The organism is Deltaproteobacteria bacterium, assembly GCA_013151235.1.
Taxonomy (GTDB): domain Bacteria; phylum CG2-30-53-67; class CG2-30-53-67; order CG2-30-53-67; family CG2-30-53-67; genus JAADIO01.
The window spans coordinates 32,386-50,972 of the sequence record JAADIO010000011.1 but is presented as its reverse complement, the minus strand read 5'-3'; the positions used below and the strand labels follow the sequence as shown (position 1 = coordinate 50,972).

The 18,587-nt window shown below is 58.4% G+C and carries 18 protein-coding genes; 17 read left to right on the top strand and 1 reads right to left on the bottom strand.

Features of this window, described 5'->3' with window-relative positions; genetic code table 11:
- Window positions 1–77: 77 nt before the first annotated feature.
- From GXP58_02485 to GXP58_02405, 17 genes are all read left to right on the top strand, one after another.
- Entirely contained in the window at window positions 78–1,160 is a 1,083-nt protein-coding gene (locus GXP58_02485; GenBank protein NOY52469.1) for a phospho-N-acetylmuramoyl-pentapeptide-transferase, read from the top strand.
- A gap of 27 nt (window positions 1,161–1,187) precedes the next feature.
- A complete protein-coding gene (murD, locus tag GXP58_02480) occupies window positions 1,188–2,576 on the top strand; it encodes a UDP-N-acetylmuramoyl-L-alanine--D-glutamate ligase (GenBank protein ID NOY52468.1) in 1,389 nt (462 codons plus the stop codon).
- On the top strand, window positions 2,573–3,667 hold the full coding sequence (ftsW, locus tag GXP58_02475; GenBank protein ID NOY52467.1) for a putative lipid II flippase FtsW: 1,095 nt from the start codon (window positions 2,573–2,575) through the stop codon (window positions 3,665–3,667). The genes murD and ftsW overlap by 4 nt, the downstream gene beginning before the upstream one ends.
- Complete coding sequence (gene murG / locus GXP58_02470; GenBank protein ID NOY52466.1) at window positions 3,664–4,764, top strand: undecaprenyldiphospho-muramoylpentapeptide beta-N-acetylglucosaminyltransferase; 1,101 nt, start codon at window positions 3,664–3,666, stop codon at window positions 4,762–4,764. The genes ftsW and murG overlap by 4 nt, the downstream gene beginning before the upstream one ends.
- Before the next feature lie 59 nt (window positions 4,765–4,823).
- On the top strand, window positions 4,824–6,203 hold the full coding sequence (locus GXP58_02465; GenBank protein NOY52465.1) for a UDP-N-acetylmuramate--L-alanine ligase: 1,380 nt from the start codon (window positions 4,824–4,826) through the stop codon (window positions 6,201–6,203).
- A 26-nt stretch (window positions 6,204–6,229) separates the two neighbouring features.
- Window positions 6,230–7,087: a UDP-N-acetylmuramate dehydrogenase gene (gene murB, locus GXP58_02460; protein NOY52464.1), complete on the top strand. Its 858-nt coding sequence runs from the start codon at window positions 6,230–6,232 to the stop codon at window positions 7,085–7,087.
- Window positions 7,088–7,133: 46 nt separating this feature from the next.
- On the top strand, window positions 7,134–8,054 hold the full coding sequence (locus tag GXP58_02455; GenBank protein NOY52463.1) for a D-alanine--D-alanine ligase: 921 nt from the start codon (window positions 7,134–7,136) through the stop codon (window positions 8,052–8,054).
- 110 nt (window positions 8,055–8,164) lie between these two features.
- A complete protein-coding gene (locus GXP58_02450) occupies window positions 8,165–9,010 on the top strand; it encodes an FtsQ-type POTRA domain-containing protein (protein ID NOY52462.1) in 846 nt (281 codons plus the stop codon).
- A gap of 69 nt (window positions 9,011–9,079) precedes the next feature.
- Window positions 9,080–10,309 (top strand): cell division protein FtsA, encoded by a 1,230-nt coding sequence (gene ftsA / locus GXP58_02445; protein ID NOY52461.1) that lies wholly within the window; start codon window positions 9,080–9,082, stop codon window positions 10,307–10,309.
- Between the two features lie 81 nt (window positions 10,310–10,390).
- Complete coding sequence (gene ftsZ / locus GXP58_02440) at window positions 10,391–11,536, top strand: cell division protein FtsZ (protein NOY52460.1); 1,146 nt, start codon at window positions 10,391–10,393, stop codon at window positions 11,534–11,536.
- A 37-nt stretch (window positions 11,537–11,573) separates the two neighbouring features.
- Complete coding sequence (locus tag GXP58_02435; GenBank protein ID NOY52459.1) at window positions 11,574–13,349, top strand: radical SAM protein; 1,776 nt, start codon at window positions 11,574–11,576, stop codon at window positions 13,347–13,349.
- Window positions 13,346–14,161, top strand: a complete 816-nt coding sequence (gene pgeF, locus GXP58_02430) for a peptidoglycan editing factor PgeF (protein NOY52458.1) — start codon at window positions 13,346–13,348, stop codon at window positions 14,159–14,161. The genes GXP58_02435 and pgeF overlap by 4 nt, the downstream gene beginning before the upstream one ends.
- A 31-nt stretch (window positions 14,162–14,192) precedes the next feature.
- Entirely contained in the window at window positions 14,193–14,879 is a 687-nt protein-coding gene (locus GXP58_02425) for a YggS family pyridoxal phosphate-dependent enzyme (protein ID NOY52457.1), read from the top strand.
- 39 nt (window positions 14,880–14,918) lie between these two features.
- Window positions 14,919–15,737, top strand: a complete 819-nt coding sequence (locus tag GXP58_02420; protein ID NOY52456.1) for a pyrroline-5-carboxylate reductase — start codon at window positions 14,919–14,921, stop codon at window positions 15,735–15,737.
- Complete coding sequence (locus GXP58_02415) at window positions 15,738–16,034, top strand: YggT family protein (GenBank protein NOY52455.1); 297 nt, start codon at window positions 15,738–15,740, stop codon at window positions 16,032–16,034.
- Between the two features lie 21 nt (window positions 16,035–16,055).
- Window positions 16,056–16,565, top strand: coding sequence for a DivIVA domain-containing protein (locus GXP58_02410; GenBank protein ID NOY52454.1), 510 nt, complete (start codon window positions 16,056–16,058; stop codon window positions 16,563–16,565).
- Entirely contained in the window at window positions 16,565–16,855 is a 291-nt protein-coding gene (locus tag GXP58_02405; GenBank protein ID NOY52453.1) for a YggU family protein, read from the top strand. Before GXP58_02410 ends, GXP58_02405 begins: the two co-directional genes overlap by 1 nt.
- Window positions 16,856–16,874: 19 nt before the next feature.
- Here the strand turns inward: GXP58_02405 and GXP58_02400 are convergent, their stop codons facing one another.
- Window positions 16,875–18,122, bottom strand: a complete 1,248-nt coding sequence (locus GXP58_02400; protein ID NOY52452.1) for a transcription termination factor Rho — start codon at window positions 18,120–18,122, stop codon at window positions 16,875–16,877.
- Window positions 18,123–18,587: the final 465 nt, after the last annotated feature.

Below are 18,587 nucleotides of genomic sequence, written 5' to 3'. Positions count from 1 at the left end.
GGAACCGGGAGGGGCAGCGCCGGGAGGCGGTGTTTTGTCCTCTTTTTGTGTGCATCCGGAAGGGTTGAGAAACAGAAATGCTCTATCATCTCCTCTATCCATTACATGAATCGATTAAGATTTTCAACGTCTTCCGGTATATCACCTTCCGGACCGTTGTTGCGGCCCTGACCTCTCTGCTGGTCAGCCTGGCCGTCGGTCCCTTCCTGATCAATCGTCTGAAACAGTATCATGTCGGGCAGAAGATCCGGATGCTCGGTCCGCAGAACCATCAGAAAAAATCGGGGACCCCGACCATGGGGGGACTGCTGATCCTGATCTCCATTTTTGTCTCGATGCTCCTCTGGGCGGATCTGACCAACCGGTATGTCTGGTTGGTCCTGACGGCCACTCTCGGATTCGGGCTGATCGGTTTACTCGACGATTCCATCAAACTTGCGAAGAATCGTTCCGAAGGTCTTCGCCCCCGGGAGAAGTTCGCCCTTCAGATTGTTCTCTCCTTTGTGATCTGCCTGATCCTGATCCTTTATCCGGAGGACTCCATTACCACCAGCCTGCCTCTTCCGTTTTTCAAGAAGGCGATGCCCGACCTGGGATGGTTCTATCTTCCCTTTGCCATGTTCGTTATTGTGGGAACGTCCAACGCCGTGAATCTTACCGACGGACTTGACGGACTTGCCATCGGGCCGGTGATGATCGCCTCTCTCGTCTATGCCGTCATCGTCTATGCCACCGGGAATGTGAAGTTCGCCAATTATCTCCAGATCCCCTATGTCAAGGGGGTGGGGGAACTCACCCTCTTCTGCTTTTCCATGACCGGCGCCAGTCTCGGTTTTCTCTGGTTCAATACCTATCCCGCCTCGGTTTTTATGGGGGATATCGGGTCCCTTGCGTTGGGCGCGGCGATCGGTACGGTGGCGGTGATCAGCAAGCATGAGATCCTGTTGATCCTGATCGGCGGGATCTTTGTGATCGAGGCATTATCGGTGATCATCCAGGTGGCCAGTTTTAAGCTGACGGGCAGGCGGGTCTTCAAAATGGCGCCGATCCATCACCACTATGAACTGAAGGGATGGGCGGAGCCGAAAATCATTGTGCGGTTCTGGATCATTTCGATCATCCTGGCCCTCATGGCCCTGGGAACACTGAAGCTGCGATAACCGCCGGAATAAGGAAGACGAACCGAAGTGCAGACCTTAAACGTGGAAGGCCGATTGGAGATGGACGTCCGGGAAAAGAAGATCGTTGTGGTGGGGCTGGCCCGTTCCGGGATTGCCGCGGCCAACGTCCTTCTGGATCGAGGTGCGCACGTCCGGGTGACCGATGCCAAACCGAGGGATCTTCTTTCGTCCGCTCTGGCGCAACTTTCTCCGGGTATTTCCGTGGAGACGGGCGGCCACGGAGAGACGGACTTCATGGATGCGGACCTGATCGTGGTAAGTCCCGGCGTTCCCCTGTCAACCGGCCCTCTCATGGAAGCCCGAAAGAAAGGGGTGGAGATCATCAGCGAGGTTGAGCTTGGCTATCGTCTCCTTCCGGGAACCTACATCGGGGTGACCGGCACGAACGGAAAATCGACGACGACCTCGCTGATCGGCGCCATGCTGCGGGCGGATGGACGCGAAGTCGACGTTTGCGGGAACATCGGGACCCCCCTGACGAGTCTTGTCGGGAACGAGGGAGCGCCTCCCGACCGGGTGGTTGAACTGAGCAGTTTTCAGTTGGAAGGGATCGCCTCCTTCCGTTCCCATGTGGCGGTCCTGTTGAACCTGTCGCCGGACCATCTCAATCGTTATCCAGGGATGGAAGAGTATGCCGCCGCCAAGGCCCGCATCTTCAGGAATCAGGGGGAAGGTGACTTTGCCGTGATGAATTTTGATGACGACCGCTGTGTCGCTCTGGCCGGAGACCTTCGGGCACAGGTTGTGCCGGTGAGCCGGCAGCGGGAAGTTGCCGGGGGAGTTTATGCCGCAGGAGGCAAAATGATCTCCGAACTTCCGCTGTTCCGGGGAGAGATCCTTCCCGTTGAGGCGATCCGGATCCCCGGTCTCCATAACCTGGAGAATGCCCTGGCCGCTTCCGCCGCGGCCCTGGTCTCCGGCTGCACGCTTTCGGCGGTCCGGTCGGCTTTGCAGGAATTTCCGGGTCTGCCCCACCGGATGGAGTCGGTCGGGGAAGTGGCGGGGGTCCGGTTCATCAACGATTCCAAGGGGACCAATGTGGGCGCCGTGGTCCGTTCCCTGGAGAGCATCAAGGTCCCGGTCCACCTCATTGCGGGGGGGCAGGGCAAGGGGAGCGATTACCGGGATCTGCGGACGGCCGTAACCGAAAGGGTCGCGACGCTCGTTCTGATCGGGGAGGCGGCGAACCGGATGGAGCAGGACCTGACCGGTACGACGAGGATTGAACGTGCGGCGTCGATGGAAGAGGCCGTGCGGAGAGCTTTTGAGTCGGCCCATCCGGGTGATGTCGTTCTCCTTTCTCCGGGGTGCGCCAGTTTTGACATGTTCACCGATTTCGAGGAACGGGGAGCGGTTTTCTGCGCCGAGGTCGCGCGCTTGAAGGGTGAACAATGAAGAAGTCCTTTGACAAGATTCTCATGGCCGATGTTCTCTTCCTCTGTGTTCTGGGGGTGGTCATGGTCTATTCAGCCAGCGCCTACATGGCCATGGACCTCTACCACGATGAATACTTTTTTCTGAAGCGGGAGATGATCTTCGCACTCCTCGGGCTTTGCGGGATGTTCCTCGCTGCAAATTTCAACTATGTCCATCTTCGTTATTTCGTTTTTCCCTTTCTGGGACTCTGTCTGTTCCTGATGATCCTGGTCCTGATCCCCGGCATCGGGGTCAAGGTCGGCGGAGCCCAGCGGTGGCTGCAGGTCGGCGGGGTGAAGTTCCAGCCGTCGGAGATGACCAAGCTGGGCTTGATCCTCTACATGGCGCATTCCCTGAAGAAAAAGGAGGGAAAGATCAAGGACTTCGCCTACGGTTTTACCCCCTACGTGGTCATCCTGGGAGTCTTTTTCATGCTCATGCTTTTGCAGCCCGATCTCGGGACGGCCGTCAGTCTTGCTGCGGTGGTCATGCTGATGCTCTTCATGGCGGGGACGCGGCTTCGCTACCTCTTTTCGCTCGTTCTCGTGTCGATTCCTCTCCTCTATGTTCTGATCATGGGAGCGGCCTACCGGCGCCGCCGTTTCATGGCCTTTCTGCATCCCTGGAAGGATGCCGCCGGTGCGGGGTTCCAGATTATCCAGTCCTTTCTCGCCATCGGCAGCGGGGGGGTGATCGGGACAGGTCTTGCCCAGGGACATCAGGAACGACTGTTCCTGCCGGAGCCGCACACCGATTTCATCTTTGCCATCATCGGAGAGGAACTCGGCTTTATCGGGGCGGTCATCGTGGTGGCGGCCTTTGCGATCTTTTTGTACCGGGGGATGCTGATCGCCCTTCGGTCCGTCGACCCCTTCGGCCGCTATCTCGCCCTTGGGTTGACGGGGATGGTTTCCATCCAGGCACTGTTAAACCTGAGCGTGGTTGTCGGCCTGCTGCCGACGAAGGGGTTGACCCTGCCGCTGCTCAGTTATGGAGGATCTTCGCTCCTCATGACCTTTATCGGAGTCGGGATTCTTTTGAATATCTCGAAGTGGACGCGGGAAAGATGAGGGCCGTTATTGCCGGCGGGGGAACGGGAGGTCATCTCTATCCGGGGATCACGCTGGCCCGGGAGATCCTCCGCCGGGATCCCGAAGGTGCGATCCTTTTTGTCGGTACGGAGGGAGGACTGGAAACCCGGATCCTCCCGAAAGAGGGGTTTGATTTGGAAACGATTCCCGTGAGTGGTCTGAAGGGAAAGAGAAAAGGGGAACAGCTGCGGGCGTTTCTGCAACTTCCCTTTGCCCTTCTCCGTTCCCTGTCGATCCTGAGGTCCTTCCGGCCCGATGTGGTGGTCGGCGTCGGCGGGTATGCCTCGGGTCCTCTGGCTTTCGGGGGGTTTTTGTCCGGCCGGAGGATCGTTCTTCAGGAACAGAACAGTGTCCCCGGTTTGACGAACCGCCTCCTGGGATGGATTGCAGACCGGGTTTATACCGCCTACGACGAAGCGGCGGAATCTTTTCCGAAGCGGAAGGTGCGGAAGCTCGGCAATCCGATCCGATCGCTTCAATGGGAAGGGGACTCCGGATCGGCCAGAACCTTCTTCGGTCTGGACCCGGAACTTCCCTTGGTCCTGGTCATCGGCGGAAGCCGGGGAGCGCATGCAGTGAACACGGCGGTGATGGAGATGGTGCGGAAAATGAAAGGAAACGATCCGGAGATTCAGTTCCTCCATCAGACCGGGGATGCCGATGCGGAAGCGGCAGGACAGGCTTACCGGGAGGCCGGAGTCCGGGCGGTGGTGAAAGCTTATCTCTACGAAATGGCGCCGGCCTATCAGGCGGCGGATCTGGCCATCTCCCGTGCCGGGGCGATCGCTCTTTCCGAACTGTGTGCGGCGGGACTTCCTGCGGTACTGATCCCCTTTCCTTATGCGGCCGACGATCATCAGTTCAAGAACGCCCGGGTGCTGGAAGAGGCCGGTGCCGCCAGGCTGATTGCCGAGGAGGAGTTGGCCCCGGAGCGCTTGTCTGCCGAAGTTCGGGAGTTGCTGGGAAACCGGGAGGTGCTGGCCCGGATGAGCAATGCTGCCCGGCAGTGTGCGCGGCCTGCGGCTGCAAAAGATCTGGTGGACGATCTGGAACGGATGATGGCAGAGGAACGATGAATGGAATGAGCCGGGAAGGCGGACGTTTCAAAAACGGGAAAAAGGTTTTGGGAGTGTAGATGAACCGATACAAGAAGGCCCGGAAAGTCCATTTCGTCGGGATCGGCGGCTCGGGAATGAACGGAATCGCCGAGGTGCTGATCAATCTGGGACACCGTGTCAGCGGGTCCGATCTCAAGGAGACGGCGGTGACGGAGCGGCTCCGGGATCTGGGGGCACAGGTTTATCTCGGCCATTGTGAGGCCAATGTCAAGGATGTGGACGTGGTGGTGATCTCTTCGGCGGTCTCCCGGGACAATCCGGAGGTTCGGTCGGCCGAGGCCCGGTTAATCCCGGTCATCCGCCGGGCGGAGATGTTGGCGGAGCTGATGCGGATGAAATACGGGATTGCCGTGGCCGGCGCCCATGGAAAGACGACGACGACCTCCATGATTGCGACGGTCCTCGGATACGGGGGGATCGACCCGACCATCGTAATCGGCGGACGGCTGAACAGTCTCGGAAGCAACGCACGGCTCGGGCAGAGCGATTTTCTGGTCGCCGAGGCCGACGAGTCGGACGGCTCTTTCCTGCAGCTTTCTCCCACCGTCGCCGTGGTGACCAACATCGATGCGGAGCATCTCGATTTTTACGGGAGCCTGGAGAAGATCGAAAGTACCTTTCTTGAATTTATCAACAAGGTCCCTTTTTACGGGCTCTCCATACTCTGCGTCGACGACCTGCACGTACAGGGGCTGATCCCCGGCGTGAAGAAGCGGTTCTTTACCTACGGCACATCCGCCCAGGTTGATCTGAGGGCTTCCCGTATCCGTCAGAACGGTTTGAAAAGTTTTTTTGAAGTGACCTTGTGCGGGAAATCAATCGGAGAATTCGAACTGGGAGCCCCCGGACTCCACAACGTTCTCAACGCCTTGGCGGCCATTGCCGTAGGGGTGGAACTGGGGCTGACCCCGGACGTGATCCGGGAGGGACTCACGACCTATGCCGGTGTGCAGCGCCGCTTCACGCTTGTCGGAGAGGCCGGAGGGATCCGGATCGTCGATGATTACGGTCACCACCCTACGGAGATTCAGGCGACCCTGTCGGTGGCGAGAGGAATGCAGGCCGGTCGCGTGGTCACGATTTTTCAGCCGCATCGCTACACCCGGACACGGGACCACCTCGAAGAGTTTGCCACCGCCTTCAATCAGACCGATCTTCTCGTGCTGACGGAAATCTATGCGGCGGGAGAGACCCCGATTCCCGGTGTGACCGCCGAGGGACTGATGCGGGGGATCCAGGGACATGGGCACCGGGATGTGACCTTGATCCCGAAGAAGGAGGAGATCGTGGATCACCTTCTTTCCCGTCTGCAGCCGGGAGACCTTGTCTTGACCCTGGGGGCCGGCGATATCTATAAGGTTGGAGAGGAATTGCTGCGGAGATTGGGCGAGGCGTGAGCGGGGAGATCCTTTTTGATGAGCCGATGGCATGGCATACGACCTGGAGAATCGGGGGGCCGGCCGATCGTTTCCACCGCCCCGCCGCGATTTCGGATCTTGCCGAACTTCTTCGCGGGCTCCCGCCGGGGGAGGAGATCGTCGTTGTCGGCGGGGGGAGCAACCTGCTTGTGGCCGATGCCGGGATCCGGGGGAGGGTGATTATGATGCGTGCCTTGAAGGCAATGGACCGTGAAGGAGAGAATCTTCGGGTCGGCGCCGGGATGCTTCTGCCGGAACTTCTGCAGTCCCTGGCCCGGGAGGGATGGGGGGGGCTGGAGTTTCTTGCCGGGATCCCCGGGACGGTCGGGGGGGCCGTCCGGATGAATGCCGGAACAGGTGACGGGTCGATCTCGGATCGCCTGACGGCGGTCACGATGATGGACCGGAACGGTCGGCTCGAACGATGGGAGGCCGACCGGATCGACTTCGGATATCGCAAGTCGGGACTCCCGGACGACCGCCTGATCGTGGAGGCGGAATTGATTCTGGAACAAGGGGACCCCGGCGTGATTCTCAGGACGATCCGAAAACTTTGGGCCGAACGAAAGAAGAAGCAGCCCCTTTCGCTCCCCTCGGCCGGCTGTGTCTTTAAAAACCCCCCCGGCAAGACGGCGGGACGGTTGATTGATCTCTGCGGAATGAAGGGGGTTCGGGTGGGGGATGCCGAGGTCTCGGAGGTTCATGCCAATTTCATTGTCAACCGGGGTCATGCCCGGGCCGTGGATGTGCTGGAATTGATCGGGAAGGTACGGGAAAAAGTGAAGGGGCGCTTCGGCATTGTGCTGAAACCGGAGATCCGTCTGGTAGGAGATTTTCCCCCCGGCGGGTGTTGTCAGGAATGAGGGACCTTTTGTGAAAGCAAAGCGGAAAAAGCGCAGCCTGAAATCGATGCAGGTCGGTGTCCTGATGGGCGGGGCCTCGTCGGAGCGGGAGGTCTCCCTGAAGAGCGGTACGGCCGTCCTTCAAGCCTTGCGGAAAAAGGGTTACAAAGCCGTTTCCCTCGATGCGGCCGAAAATCTTGTCTCGCTGATCCGGCGGCACGGCATTGAGGTTGCCTTTATCTGCCTCCACGGGAAGGCGGGAGAGGACGGGACCGTGCAGGGGCTTCTCGAAGTCCTGGGCATTCCTTATACCGGCTCCGGCGTGAAATCCAGCGCCGTTGCCATGGACAAGATCCTTACAAAGAAGCTCCTCCGTTATCACGGGATCCCTACGCCCGATTTCGTTGTCATCGAGGAGCGGAGGAAGCGTTATTCCGGTATCCCCTATCCGGCCGTCGTGAAACCGGCCGACGAAGGATCGACCATCGGAATCGCCCGGGTTGCAACCTTCCGTGAATTGCAGGAGGCTGTCGGGCAGGCGCTGGCCTATTCCGATCAGGTCCTGGTGGAACAATATGTCCCCGGACGGGAGGTGACGGTCGGGATTCTTGACCAGACCCCCCTGCCGGTGGTGGAGGTCCGGCCCGCAGGAGGCTTTTATGATTTTGCCGCCAAGTATGAATCGGGGGATACGGAATACCTGGTTCCGGCGCCCCTCTCCCCGGCGGTGACCCGGAAGGTTCAGCAGGCGGCTCTTCGGGTTCATCGCCTGATCGGCTGTTCGGGCGTAAGCCGGGTCGACCTGATCCTGGCCAAAGGGATGCGGCCTTCCGTCCTTGAGGTCAACACCATCCCCGGGATGACGGCGACCAGTCTGCTGCCCAAGGCGGCGCAGGCGGCGGGGATCCCTTTCGGGGAATTGGTGGAGCGGATTTTAGAAACAGCGTTGCGCGGGAATAAGGCCGGCGGGGAGTCAAAGGAAAAATAAAAAGGGATTCACCATGAGGAACATGGAGAAAAGCAAGGCATGGAAAAGGCAAGGTTAAAGACGAAAAGTAATCACTATAATAAACCGGATCACCGAAATGGTACGTTGCGATGAGAGATTATCATACCAAGCGGATCCGGAATTCAAGAAGACTCCTTCTCCGGAAGGTCCGCAAACAGAAGACGGGTCAAAATAAACGTCGCGAAACATTGTGGCGATGGGGGGTGCAGGGGGGCAAGGTCCTGTCGGCTCTGCTGGTCCTTTCGGTTTTTGCCGCGGGCGTTCATGCTCTGCTGACCTCGCCTTATTTTGAAGTGAAAGAGATTACCATCGTGGGCGATCATCACTTGCCGGAAGAGGTGGCCCGGCGTTATGAAAGGCGCCTGAAGACCAATATCTTTCGGCTCCCTCTGCGGCAGGTGCAGCAGGACCTCGAACGTGAGCCTTACGTAAAAGAGGCCTTCCTGCGGCGGGAACTGCCGGATCATGTCTATCTGAAGATTTGGGAAAGGCGTCCCTTTGCCCGCCTCCGGACCGCGGAAGGTGACCGGCTGGTTGACCGGGAAGGCCGGGTCCTGGAGCGTATCCGGGGGAAAAGGAGTTCCCCTCTTCCGTTGCTCCATGTCCGGGAGAAAGGGAAACCGTCAACGGAAGAGTTGCGGGCGGCCCTGTGTCTGGTGGAGACCATGGAGAATTTCGGTTACCCTCCGCCGTCGGAGATCGGGGAGATCGAATTGTCCTCCCGCCGGGGGCTCATTCTCCATCCCTCGACCGGTGGTTTTGAGATCTGCTGCGGATCGGAGGATTTTCTGCAGAAGCTTGTCCGGCTGAAACGGGTCGTGGAAGACCTGGCGGACCGCAAATGGAAGGTCAAGTCGATTGATCTCCGTTTCCGGAATCAGGTGGTGGTCCGAACGGCAAGACCGGTCCGGGTTGTCCGAAAGGTGGCCTCATGAAGGAATGGCCGTTCCAAACTGGAAAGAGAAGGGACGGGGAAGTTGTGACCCCGTAGGGAGGAAGAGACATTGCCGAAGAAGGATCGCCTCGTCGTAGGGCTTGACATCGGGACCACCAAGGTCTGTGCGATGATCGGTGAAAAAAACGCCGAAGGGAAGATTGAGATCATCGGGCTGGGGACCAGCCCCTCCAAGGGCTTGCGGAAGGGGGTCGTCGTTAATATCGACAGCACGGTCGAGACGATCAAGCGGGCCGTCGAAGAGGCGGAACTGATGGCGGGAACGGAGATCAATTCCGTTTATGCCGGGATCGCCGGCGGGCATATCAAAGGTTTGAACAGCCGGGGTGTGGTGGCCGTGAAGGACCGGGAGGTCAGCCGCGGGGATGTAGCCCGCGTGATCGATGCGGCCCGGGCCATCTCCATTCCTCTCGATCGTGAGGTCCTCCATGTCTTCCCCCAGGAATATATTGTCGACGACCAGGACGGGATCAAGGACCCCGTCGGGATCTCCGGTGTCCGGCTGGAGGCGGAGGTCCATATCGTCACCGGAGCCGTTGCGTCGGTCCACAACATTATTAAGAGCTGCAACCGGGCGGGGTTGGAGGTCAAGGGTATTGTGCTGGAACCCTTTGCCTCAAGCCTTGCCGTTTTAACACCGGAGGAGCAGGAATTAGGGGTGGCCCTCGTCGATTTAGGAGGCGGGACATCGGACATGGTGATCTTCCTCGACGGGAGTATCTGGCATACGTCGGTCCTCTCCCTCGGCGGGAACAATGTTTCCAATGACATCTCCGTCGGGATCCGGACGCCGATCAGTGAGGCCGAACGGATCAAGATCAAATACGGCTGTGCCAAGACCGCTCTGGTCCGGGATGACGAGACGATTGAGGTGCCCAGTGTCGGGGGACGGGATCCTCGCATCCTCTCCCGACAAATTTTGAGCGAGATCATTGAACCCCGTGTGGAAGAACTGTTCAGCCTGATCAAGCGGGAAATCGTCAAAACCGGATATGAAGACATGATTGCCTCCGGCCTTGTTGTGACGGGGGGAACGGCCCTCCTGGAGGGGGTCGTGGAGATCGCCGAAGAGGTCATGCAGTTGCCGGCGCGCCTGGGGAAACCCCGGGACATCGGCGGGCTGGTGGATGTGATTTCCAGCCCTATGTACGCGACGGCGATCGGGCTGGTGCAGTATGGGTTTGAAAACCTGGCCGATTCGGCCCTGTCCCCTTCCGGCGAAGGCCTGTTCAATAAGACCTGGGTACGAATGAAACGATGGCTGGGGGAATTCTTCTGAAAGGGTCGGCGGAGAAGCACCCGTTGAGCGGGGGCTCCGCCGGGAATGATTTTTTTAACTTTATAGAAAGGGGGAGAGCCGATGAAGTTTGAATTTGCGGAAGAAGTGATGCGGCAGGCACAAATCACCGTCATCGGGGCGGGAGGCGGCGGGAACAATGCCGTCAACACCATGATTCACTCCGCACTGGAGGGGGTCGATTTTGTCGCGGTGAACACCGATTCCCAGGTACTGGGAAGCAATCTGGCACCGTTGAAACTCCAGATCGGTGCGAAGGTGACCAAGGGGCTGGGGGCCGGGGCGAACCCGGAGATCGGCCGCCAGGCGGCGCTGGAGGATCAGGAGCGGATTAAGGAGTGTGTCCAGGACGCGGACATGGTCTTCATCACCGCGGGTCTGGGAGGGGGGACCGGCACGGGCGCCGCGCCGGTGATCGGGCGGCTGGCGCGGGAGGCCGGGGCGCTGACCGTTGGTGTGGTGACGAAGCCCTTCAACTTCGAGGGGAAGAAGCGGGCACTCCAGGCCGAACAGGGATTGGCCGACCTGAAGGAGGTCGTCGATACGGTGATTGTCATTCCGAACCAGCGTCTGTTGGGGATCATCGACAAGACCACCCCCCTCTTTGATGCCTTCAAGATCGCCGATGACGTCCTTTGCCAGGCGGTGCAGGGGATCTCGGACCTGATCACCACGCCGGGGCTGGTGAATGTCGACTTCGCCGATGTCCGGGCCATCATGACCGGCCGGGGCCGTGCCGTCATGGGGACGGGGATTGCCACCGGCGAAGGGCGGGCCGTCGAGGCATCGCACAAGGCGATCTCTTCGCCCCTCCTTGAAGACGGTTCCATGGACGGGGCCCGTCGGGTCCTCATCAATATCACCGGGACGGAAGAGATGACCCTCTATGAGATCAATGAGGCAACCAGTATTATCCAGGAAGAGGCCCATGAAGAAGCCAACATCATCTTCGGCTCCGCCATCAACCCGAACCTGGGGGATTCCCTGAAGGTGACGGTGATCGCCACCGGTTTCGAGGAAGCTCCGGCGGATGCGGAGGAGACGGTATTGAAGAAGGCGGTCAACTTTGAAACCTTCGCCGGCGGAAAGGCCGTCGAGACACCGACCTACCTGCGAAAAGGGAGATTGAACCTGGACCTGGACACGCGGGGGAATTATGATGCGAATGACCTGGATGTCCCCACTTTTCTGAGAAAGCAGCTGGATTGATTGCATGGTTGCAATGCAATGAATCCGGCCGTGAAGCATGTTTCGTACCTTTGAGGAGAAACGGAGAGGACGCCTTGCCTCCGAATACGGCGAGAGATGGAACCCCGTGCCGGGCGGGCTCCGCGTGGCCCTGGTCTATCCGAACACCTATCCTGTGGGGATGTCCAACCTCGGATTCCAGACGATTTATCATCTGCTGAATCTGCGGTCCGATATTTCCTGTGAGCGGGTTTTTCTGCCGGACCGGGAAGAGAGGGAGAAAACCGGAAATGTACGGGAGCTGTACCGGTCCCTTGAATCGGGAAGTCTCCTTGCCTCCTTTGATGTCCTGGCCTTTTCCGTCTCTTTCGAGCTCGATTACGTTCACCTGGCGGAGATTCTGGTGGGGGGCGCAGTCCCGCCGCTCCGGGAGGAGAGACGCCCCGGCCGCGATCCGCAGGTCTGGATCGGCGGCGTGGCCGTGACCCTTAACCCGGAACCGATAGCCGATTTTGCCGATCTGATCTTCGTGGGAGAAGGAGAAGAACTTCTTCCGGAAGTGCTGGACCGGATTGCCGGAGTTTCCGCATCCTCGTTTCCCCCCACGGATGAAATTTTTCCCGTTTTACGAAATCTTCCCGGGGTCTACATTCCTTCTGCCTATACCTTTAATTTTGATTCTTACGGTCGGATAAGCAGGGTTGAACCGTCGCCCGGTTTCCCGGAGCGGATTTCCCGCCGCCGGATTACAGACCTTTCCCGTTTTCCCACGGTTTCCAGGATTCTCACTCCCGAAACGGAACTGAACGATATGTTCCTGATCGAACTCGACCGGGGGTGCGGCCGGCACTGCCGTTTCTGTGCCGCAGGGTATCTCTATCGCCCTCCCCGTTTCCGACCACTTTCCGCCGTCCTCGAGTCGGTTCGGGCCGGGTTGACACTTTCCGACCGGATCGGCCTCGTCGGTACGGCGGTTTCCGATTATCCGTACATGGAGGGTCTGCTCAAAAGCCTGCGGCGGCAGGGGGCGGGAATTTCCGTCTCCTCCCTCCGTGCCGATTCACTGACCCCGACCCTTCTTGATGCACTGGTGGAGAGTGGGCACAAGACCGTTACGCTGGCGCCGGAAGGGGGGAGCCGGCGGATGCGGGACCGGATGAACAAGGACCTGACGGAGGAGACGATCCTCGGTGCGGCAAAACGGGTCTTTGCTGCGGGGGTCCTGAATCTCAAGCTTTACTTCATGGTGGGGCTCCCTTTTGAGGAAGAATCGGACATCCATGCCATTGTCGAACTGGTGCGGAAGATGAAGAAGGTCCAGCTTGATGAAGGGAAACCCCGGGGGCGGATCGGCAGGATTACGGTGAGTCTGAACTGTTTCGTGCCGAAGCCGGCCACTCCATTCCAGTGGTTTCCCATGAATAAAAAAGATGCATTGACGAATAAAATAGGATATATTAAAAAAAATCTGCGCCGTGAAGGGAATATTACGGTGATTCATGATCTCCCGAAATGGGCGATCATCCAGGGGATGTTTGCGCGTGGAGATCGAAGGCTCTCGGCACTGATCTTGTCCGTGGTTCGGGACCGGGGAAACTGGAGCCGGGTTCTCCGCCGGGATCCCTTGGGGGCCGGGGACTGGCCCTTCCGGCCGAGAGAGCGGGAGGAGATTTTTCCCTGGGATATTGTCGGGGAGGGGTGCCGGAGAGACTACCTCTTTCGCGAGTACGAAAGGGCGAATACGGGCAGTTATACGCCACCCTGTCCGGAGGACCTGCGTTGCGGGCGTTGCGGTGTCTGCCGGGGACCGGAAGAAACGGAAGCGGAAGAATGAAGCAATACAATGTTCATGTGCATGAAGGTGTGAAGTTCTATTCCGTTCCGGTCCTGGAGGCGTTGCCGGAGATCCGTCACGGCTTCAGCACCCGCATCGGAGGTGTCAGCGCGGGGGCCTACGGGACCATGAACCTGAGCCTCAATGTCGGGGAGGATCCGGACCTGGTGGAGATCAACCGGTGCGTGTTTATCAAGGCACTCGAAGCGGGGAATCCGGAGGTCTACACGGTGAAACAGGTTCATGGCAGCCGGGTGATCCGGATTGAACGAAAGGAGACGCCCGCCGTGGAATTCCGGCAGGCGGAAGCGGATGCCATCGTAACGGACCAGCCGGGAGTGGCCGTCGGGGTACTCACGGCCGATTGTGTTCCGGTCCTTCTTTACGATCCGGTCCATCGGGTCATCGCTGCGGTCCACGCAGGGCGGGCAGGGAGTCTTCGATCGATCCTGTCTCATGTGGTCCGGCGGATGGCCGGAGACTTCCACTCCTTGCCGGCGGAACTTTATGCAGCCGTCGGCCCGGCCATTGAACGGGACTGTTACGAAGTGGGAGAGGAGATTGCAGAAGAGGTGGAACACCTTTTGCCGGAGGCCGGGGAGGTTCTGTCCCGCAGGAAGGGTTCCGTCTATCTCGATCTGCGGAAAATGAATCACCTTGCGTTGCTCGGAAGCGGGCTGGAGGAAGACCGTATCTTTCATGTCGATCTCTGTACCGCCTGTCATCCACGGACCTTTTATTCCTACCGGAAAAACGGGGGAGGGGAGACCGGTCGGATGATGGCCTTGATCATGCTCCGGGAAGAGGAGTAGTTGACTCCCCCGGGGGAAGAAAGGCGAACCCTTGTCGATTGTCCGCAATCTGGAAGAGATTCAAACCCGGATTTTCCGGGCGTCCCGGAAGGTCGGTTGCAACCCCGATTCGGTGACCCTTGTCGCGGTCAGCAAGACCGTCCCGGTCTCCCGCATAGAGGAGGCGATTGCCGCGGGAGTTGAGGTCCTGGGGGAGAACCGGGTCCAGGAGGCTCGGCAAAAAATCGCATCAATCGGGAAGAAAATCCCCTGGCATCTGATCGGCCACCTTCAGACCAATAAGGCCTCCCTGGCCGTGTCCCTTTTTGAAATGGTCCAATCCGTCGATAGTCTGCGTGTAGCGGAGGCACTGGAACGGGAGGCCGGCAAGCGGGAGAAGCGTCTTCCCGTCCTGGTGCAGGTCAATATCTCGGGAGAAACGAGTAAGTCGGGTGTGGCGGCGGACGAGGCGCCGGATCTGATTGAAGCGGTTGCCGGGATGCCGCATCTTCAGCTTCAGGGGTTGATGACCATTCCTCCGTATTCCGCTGACCCTGAATCAGGAAGGCCGATTTATCGGCGGCTCCGGGAACTCCGGGACCGGGTCAATGCCGAAGGACTTATCGGGACGCCCATGACGCATCTCTCCATGGGGATGAGCCACGATTTTGAAGTCGCCGTAGAAGAGGGGGCAACGATGGTTCGTGTGGGAACCCTTCTCTTTGGTGAACGCCGCTGACCGGCCGGAGTTCCCGGCTCCGGTGGAGATGAGACGAAGATGAAAAAAACGAAGATCGGATTGATCGGGACCGGCAATATGGGAGGTGCCCTCCTCGCAGGGTGGCTTTCGGCGAAGGTTGCTTCTGCCGGCGATATCCGGGTCCATGATCCGGATCCGGAAAAACTTCGGGCCACGACGGGCGGATTCAAGGTCAAGGCCGCGAAAGACAATGTGGAACTGACGGCCTGGGCCGATGTCGTTGTCCTGGCCGTCAAACCCCAGGTAATCGATGCCGTGCTTCGCGAGATTGCCCCGGCGGTGACGGCGAAAAAACTGGTCATTTCCATTGCCGCCGGCGTTCCCATCGCACGGATAGAGGAAGAATTGGCAAGTCCGGTCTCTGTTGTGCGGGTGATGCCGAATACCCCGGCCCTGATCGGAGAGGGAGTTTCGGCACTGGCCTATAACGGTCGGGTCAAGAGCGCCGGGAAGAAGACGGCCCTGCAACTGCTCGATGCCGTCGGTGAGACGGTGGAAGTCCCCGAAAAGATGATTGATGCGGTGACCGGTCTTTCCGGTTCGGGACCGGCCTATGTCTTCGTCCTTTTGGAGGCCCTTTCCGATGCCGGTGTGCGGCAGGGACTCCCCAGGGAGACGGCAAACCGACTGGCCGTCTGGACCGTCCGGGGGGCGGCGGGAATGGCCCTTCAAAGCGGGCGTCATCCCGGTGAACTCAAAGACATGGTGACGTCGCCGGGGGGGACCACGATCGCGGGGCTCCATGCGTTGGAGAAGGGAAAATTCCGTGCGGTTCTCTCCAATGCGGTGGCGGCGGCGACGCAACGGTCAATCGAACTGGGAAAGGAGAAGAAATAGATGTTTGTCTTCGGTAATTTTCTGGGCGCATTTGCCCAGATCCTCCATATGATCCTTCAAGCCTATATCTGGATTGTGATTATTGCCGCGCTGGTTACCTGGGTGAATCCGGATCCCTACAATCCGATCATCCGCTTTCTGCGGGGGGCGACGGAACCGGCACTTTACCGGATCCGGCGCTATCTTCCCATGGCCGGCGGGATTGATTTTTCTCCTTTTGTCCTGATCCTGTTGCTCTATTTTGTGGATCTTTTTGTTGTGAAAACCTTGAGTGAAATCGCCTTCCGGATACGGTAGGCGGCACAAGAGGAGGTTTCTATGTCGGCAGAAAACCTTACGAGCCTAAGTCCCCTCGAGATCAAAAAGAAACAGTTTTCCACGGCCTTCCGCGGTTTCGATGTGAAAGAGGTGGAGACCTTTCTGGAGATGATCACGTTGGAGATGGAGGGACTGATCATCAAGAAAAATTCCCTGAAGGAGGCTCTGGAAAAGAAGGAACGGGAGTTCTCGGAGATCAAGGAGCGGGAGGACTCCATGCGCAAGACCTTGGAGGGGTTGCAACAACTCCTCGAGGAAGAACGGAAACGGGCTGAAGAAAAGGGGAGGCAGATCGTCCGGGAGGCGGAACTCAAGGCCGCGGAGATCCTCCAGGGGGCACGGGAGGAGGAGGCCGCCTTGAAAAACGGGATCGATCACCTCAAACGGATACGTCGGGAATTCCTTGCCAAAGTGGGGAGTCTTGTTGATTCCTACAAGAAGATCCTCGATCAGGACCAGAAGGTCATCGAGGAGGAACTGCGTATCGACAGCGATGTCCGGATGATCTGATGCTGGATTGTGTGATGAAAGAAGATCCGGAGGGGATGACGCTGCGGGTCCGGATCCAGCCCGGCGCCTCGCGGGATCAGGTTGTGGGCGTTGCGGAAGCCGTCCTTCGACTGCGAATTACCGCGCCCCCCGTGGAGGGGGCCGCCAACCGGCAGTGCATCAAATTCCTTGCCAAGAAACTCCGTATCGCCAAGTCAAAGATTACCCTCCTCAAGGGAGAACACTCGAGAGTGAAAGTCCTCCGAATCAACGGCATCTCTTCCGACGACTTGGAAAAACTCCTTCCCTGAGTCAATGTCCCGCCGGTTGTTACTGGTTCATGGCGGCCAGGAATTCCTTGTTGTCCTTGGTTCCCTTCAGCTTGTCGAGAAGAAATTCCATGCTTTCTACGACACCCATGGGGTGAAGGAGCTTCCGCAGGATCCAGATCCGGTTGAGATCGTCCTTGTCAACCAGGAGTTCCTCTTTCCGGGTTCCCGAGCGGGGAATGTCGATGGCCGGGAAGATCCGTTTTTCCAGGAGTTTCCGCTCCAGATGAATCTCCATGTTCCCGGTCCCTTTGAACTCTTCGTAGATAATGTCGTCCATCCGGCTTCCCGTATCGATGAGGGCCGTCGCAATGATGGTGAGACTGCCGCCCCCTTCGATATTCCGGGCGGCGCCGAAAAAACGCTTCGGTTTGTGAAGGGCGTTGGAGTCGACCCCGCCGGAAAGAATCTTCCCGCTTGAAGGAACGACGGTGTTATAGGCTCGGGCCAGGCGGGTAATGCTGTCGAGAAGGATGACGACATCCTTGTTATGTTCCACGAGGCGCTTTGCTTTCTCGCTTACCATTTCGGCCACCTGCACATGGCGCTGGGCCGGCTCATCGAAGGTGGAACTGACCACCTCGCCCTGGACGCTGCGGGCCATGTCCGTCACTTCCTCCGGCCGTTCGTCGATGAGAAGTACGATCAGAACACATTCGGGATGGTTCTGTGTAATCGAGTTGGCGATATTCTGAAGGAGCATGGTCTTGCCGGCCTTCGGCGGAGAGACGATCAGGCCTCTTTGTCCCTTGCCGATGGGAGCCAGAAGATCGACCACCCGGGTGGAGGGTTCTTCACTCTCCCGTTCCAGGGTAAGGCGTTCATCCGGATAGAGCGGGGTCAGGTTGTCGAACAGGATCTTGTCCTTGGCCCGTTCCGGGTCTTCATAGTTAACGGCCTCGACCTTGAGGAGGGCGAAATAACGCTCCGTCTCCTTGGGTGGCCGGATCTGGCCGGAGATGGTATCTCCCGTCCGGAGATTAAACCGCCGGATCTGGGAAGGCGAGACATAGATATCGTCGGGGCCCGGCAGGTAGTTGTAGTCCTGGGACCGGAGGAATCCGAAACCGTCGGGCAGGGTTTCCAGGACCCCTTCGCCGAAGATGAAGCCGCTCTTTTCCGTCTGTGCCTGAAGGATCGCAAAGATCAACTCCTGCTTCCGCATTCCGCTGGCCCCTTCGACCTTCATGCTCTTGGCAACCTTGTTGAGGTCGGCGATACTCTTTTCTTTCAAGGCCACGATGTTCAGGCTGTTCTCGTTGAAGACAATATCCCGTTTCGATCCGTTGCTCCGTTTCTCGGGAGGCCGGACAATTTCGGGGGGAGAAGATTCCTCTTCCGGATCGGCATCCGTATTTTTCGGCACATCTGCGACTTCTTTCCCTTTGTCCGGATCGACCTTGATCCTTCTCCTTACGCTTTTCTCTTTAATCGACATGCATACTCCTCCAAAAGGTTGTGCGTGAAGCGGATATTAAAAAAAATTCTGTTTTTATGTAAGTTCCTTCCGGCAATCGTTGAGGCGGTATACTAAACTTCGGTTTGAATGATGGACGTTCAAGAATGAGTTTGTGGAAGTTTGGAAACCTCTTGGACTTGTTCGGTAGATCCGGCAGACGGAAAAGTTATGATTCTAAGGATTTATCGGATCAGGTATACCTCCACTATACACACTCGGATTTGATCTTGTCAACTCTTTTTTTTTCGTAGGGAT

What these genes read in the sequence shown, in the direction of transcription:
- GXP58_02485 (NOY52469.1), top strand. Translation starts at nt 78, where the DNA reads ATGCTCTATCATCTCCTCTATCCATTACATGAATCGATTAAGATTTTC.
- GXP58_02405 (NOY52453.1), top strand. Translation starts at nt 16,565, where the DNA reads ATGCTGGATTGTGTGATGAAAGAAGATCCGGAGGGGATGACGCTGCGG.
- ftsZ (NOY52460.1), top strand. Translation starts at nt 10,391, where the DNA reads ATGAAGTTTGAATTTGCGGAAGAAGTGATGCGGCAGGCACAAATCACC.
- murG (NOY52466.1), top strand. Translation starts at nt 3,664, where the DNA reads ATGAGGGCCGTTATTGCCGGCGGGGGAACGGGAGGTCATCTCTATCCG.
- GXP58_02410 (NOY52454.1), top strand. Translation starts at nt 16,056, where the DNA reads ATGTCGGCAGAAAACCTTACGAGCCTAAGTCCCCTCGAGATCAAAAAG.
- GXP58_02435 (NOY52459.1), top strand. Translation starts at nt 11,574, where the DNA reads ATGTTTCGTACCTTTGAGGAGAAACGGAGAGGACGCCTTGCCTCCGAA.
- pgeF (NOY52458.1), top strand. Translation starts at nt 13,346, where the DNA reads ATGAAGCAATACAATGTTCATGTGCATGAAGGTGTGAAGTTCTATTCC.
- murB (NOY52464.1), top strand. Translation starts at nt 6,230, where the DNA reads ATGGCATGGCATACGACCTGGAGAATCGGGGGGCCGGCCGATCGTTTC.
- ftsW (NOY52467.1), top strand. Translation starts at nt 2,573, where the DNA reads ATGAAGAAGTCCTTTGACAAGATTCTCATGGCCGATGTTCTCTTCCTC.
- GXP58_02415 (NOY52455.1), top strand. Translation starts at nt 15,738, where the DNA reads ATGTTTGTCTTCGGTAATTTTCTGGGCGCATTTGCCCAGATCCTCCAT.
- GXP58_02455 (NOY52463.1), top strand. Translation starts at nt 7,134, where the DNA reads ATGCAGGTCGGTGTCCTGATGGGCGGGGCCTCGTCGGAGCGGGAGGTC.
- GXP58_02450 (NOY52462.1), top strand. Translation starts at nt 8,165, where the DNA reads ATGAGAGATTATCATACCAAGCGGATCCGGAATTCAAGAAGACTCCTT.
- GXP58_02420 (NOY52456.1), top strand. Translation starts at nt 14,919, where the DNA reads ATGAAAAAAACGAAGATCGGATTGATCGGGACCGGCAATATGGGAGGT.
- GXP58_02465 (NOY52465.1), top strand. Translation starts at nt 4,824, where the DNA reads ATGAACCGATACAAGAAGGCCCGGAAAGTCCATTTCGTCGGGATCGGC.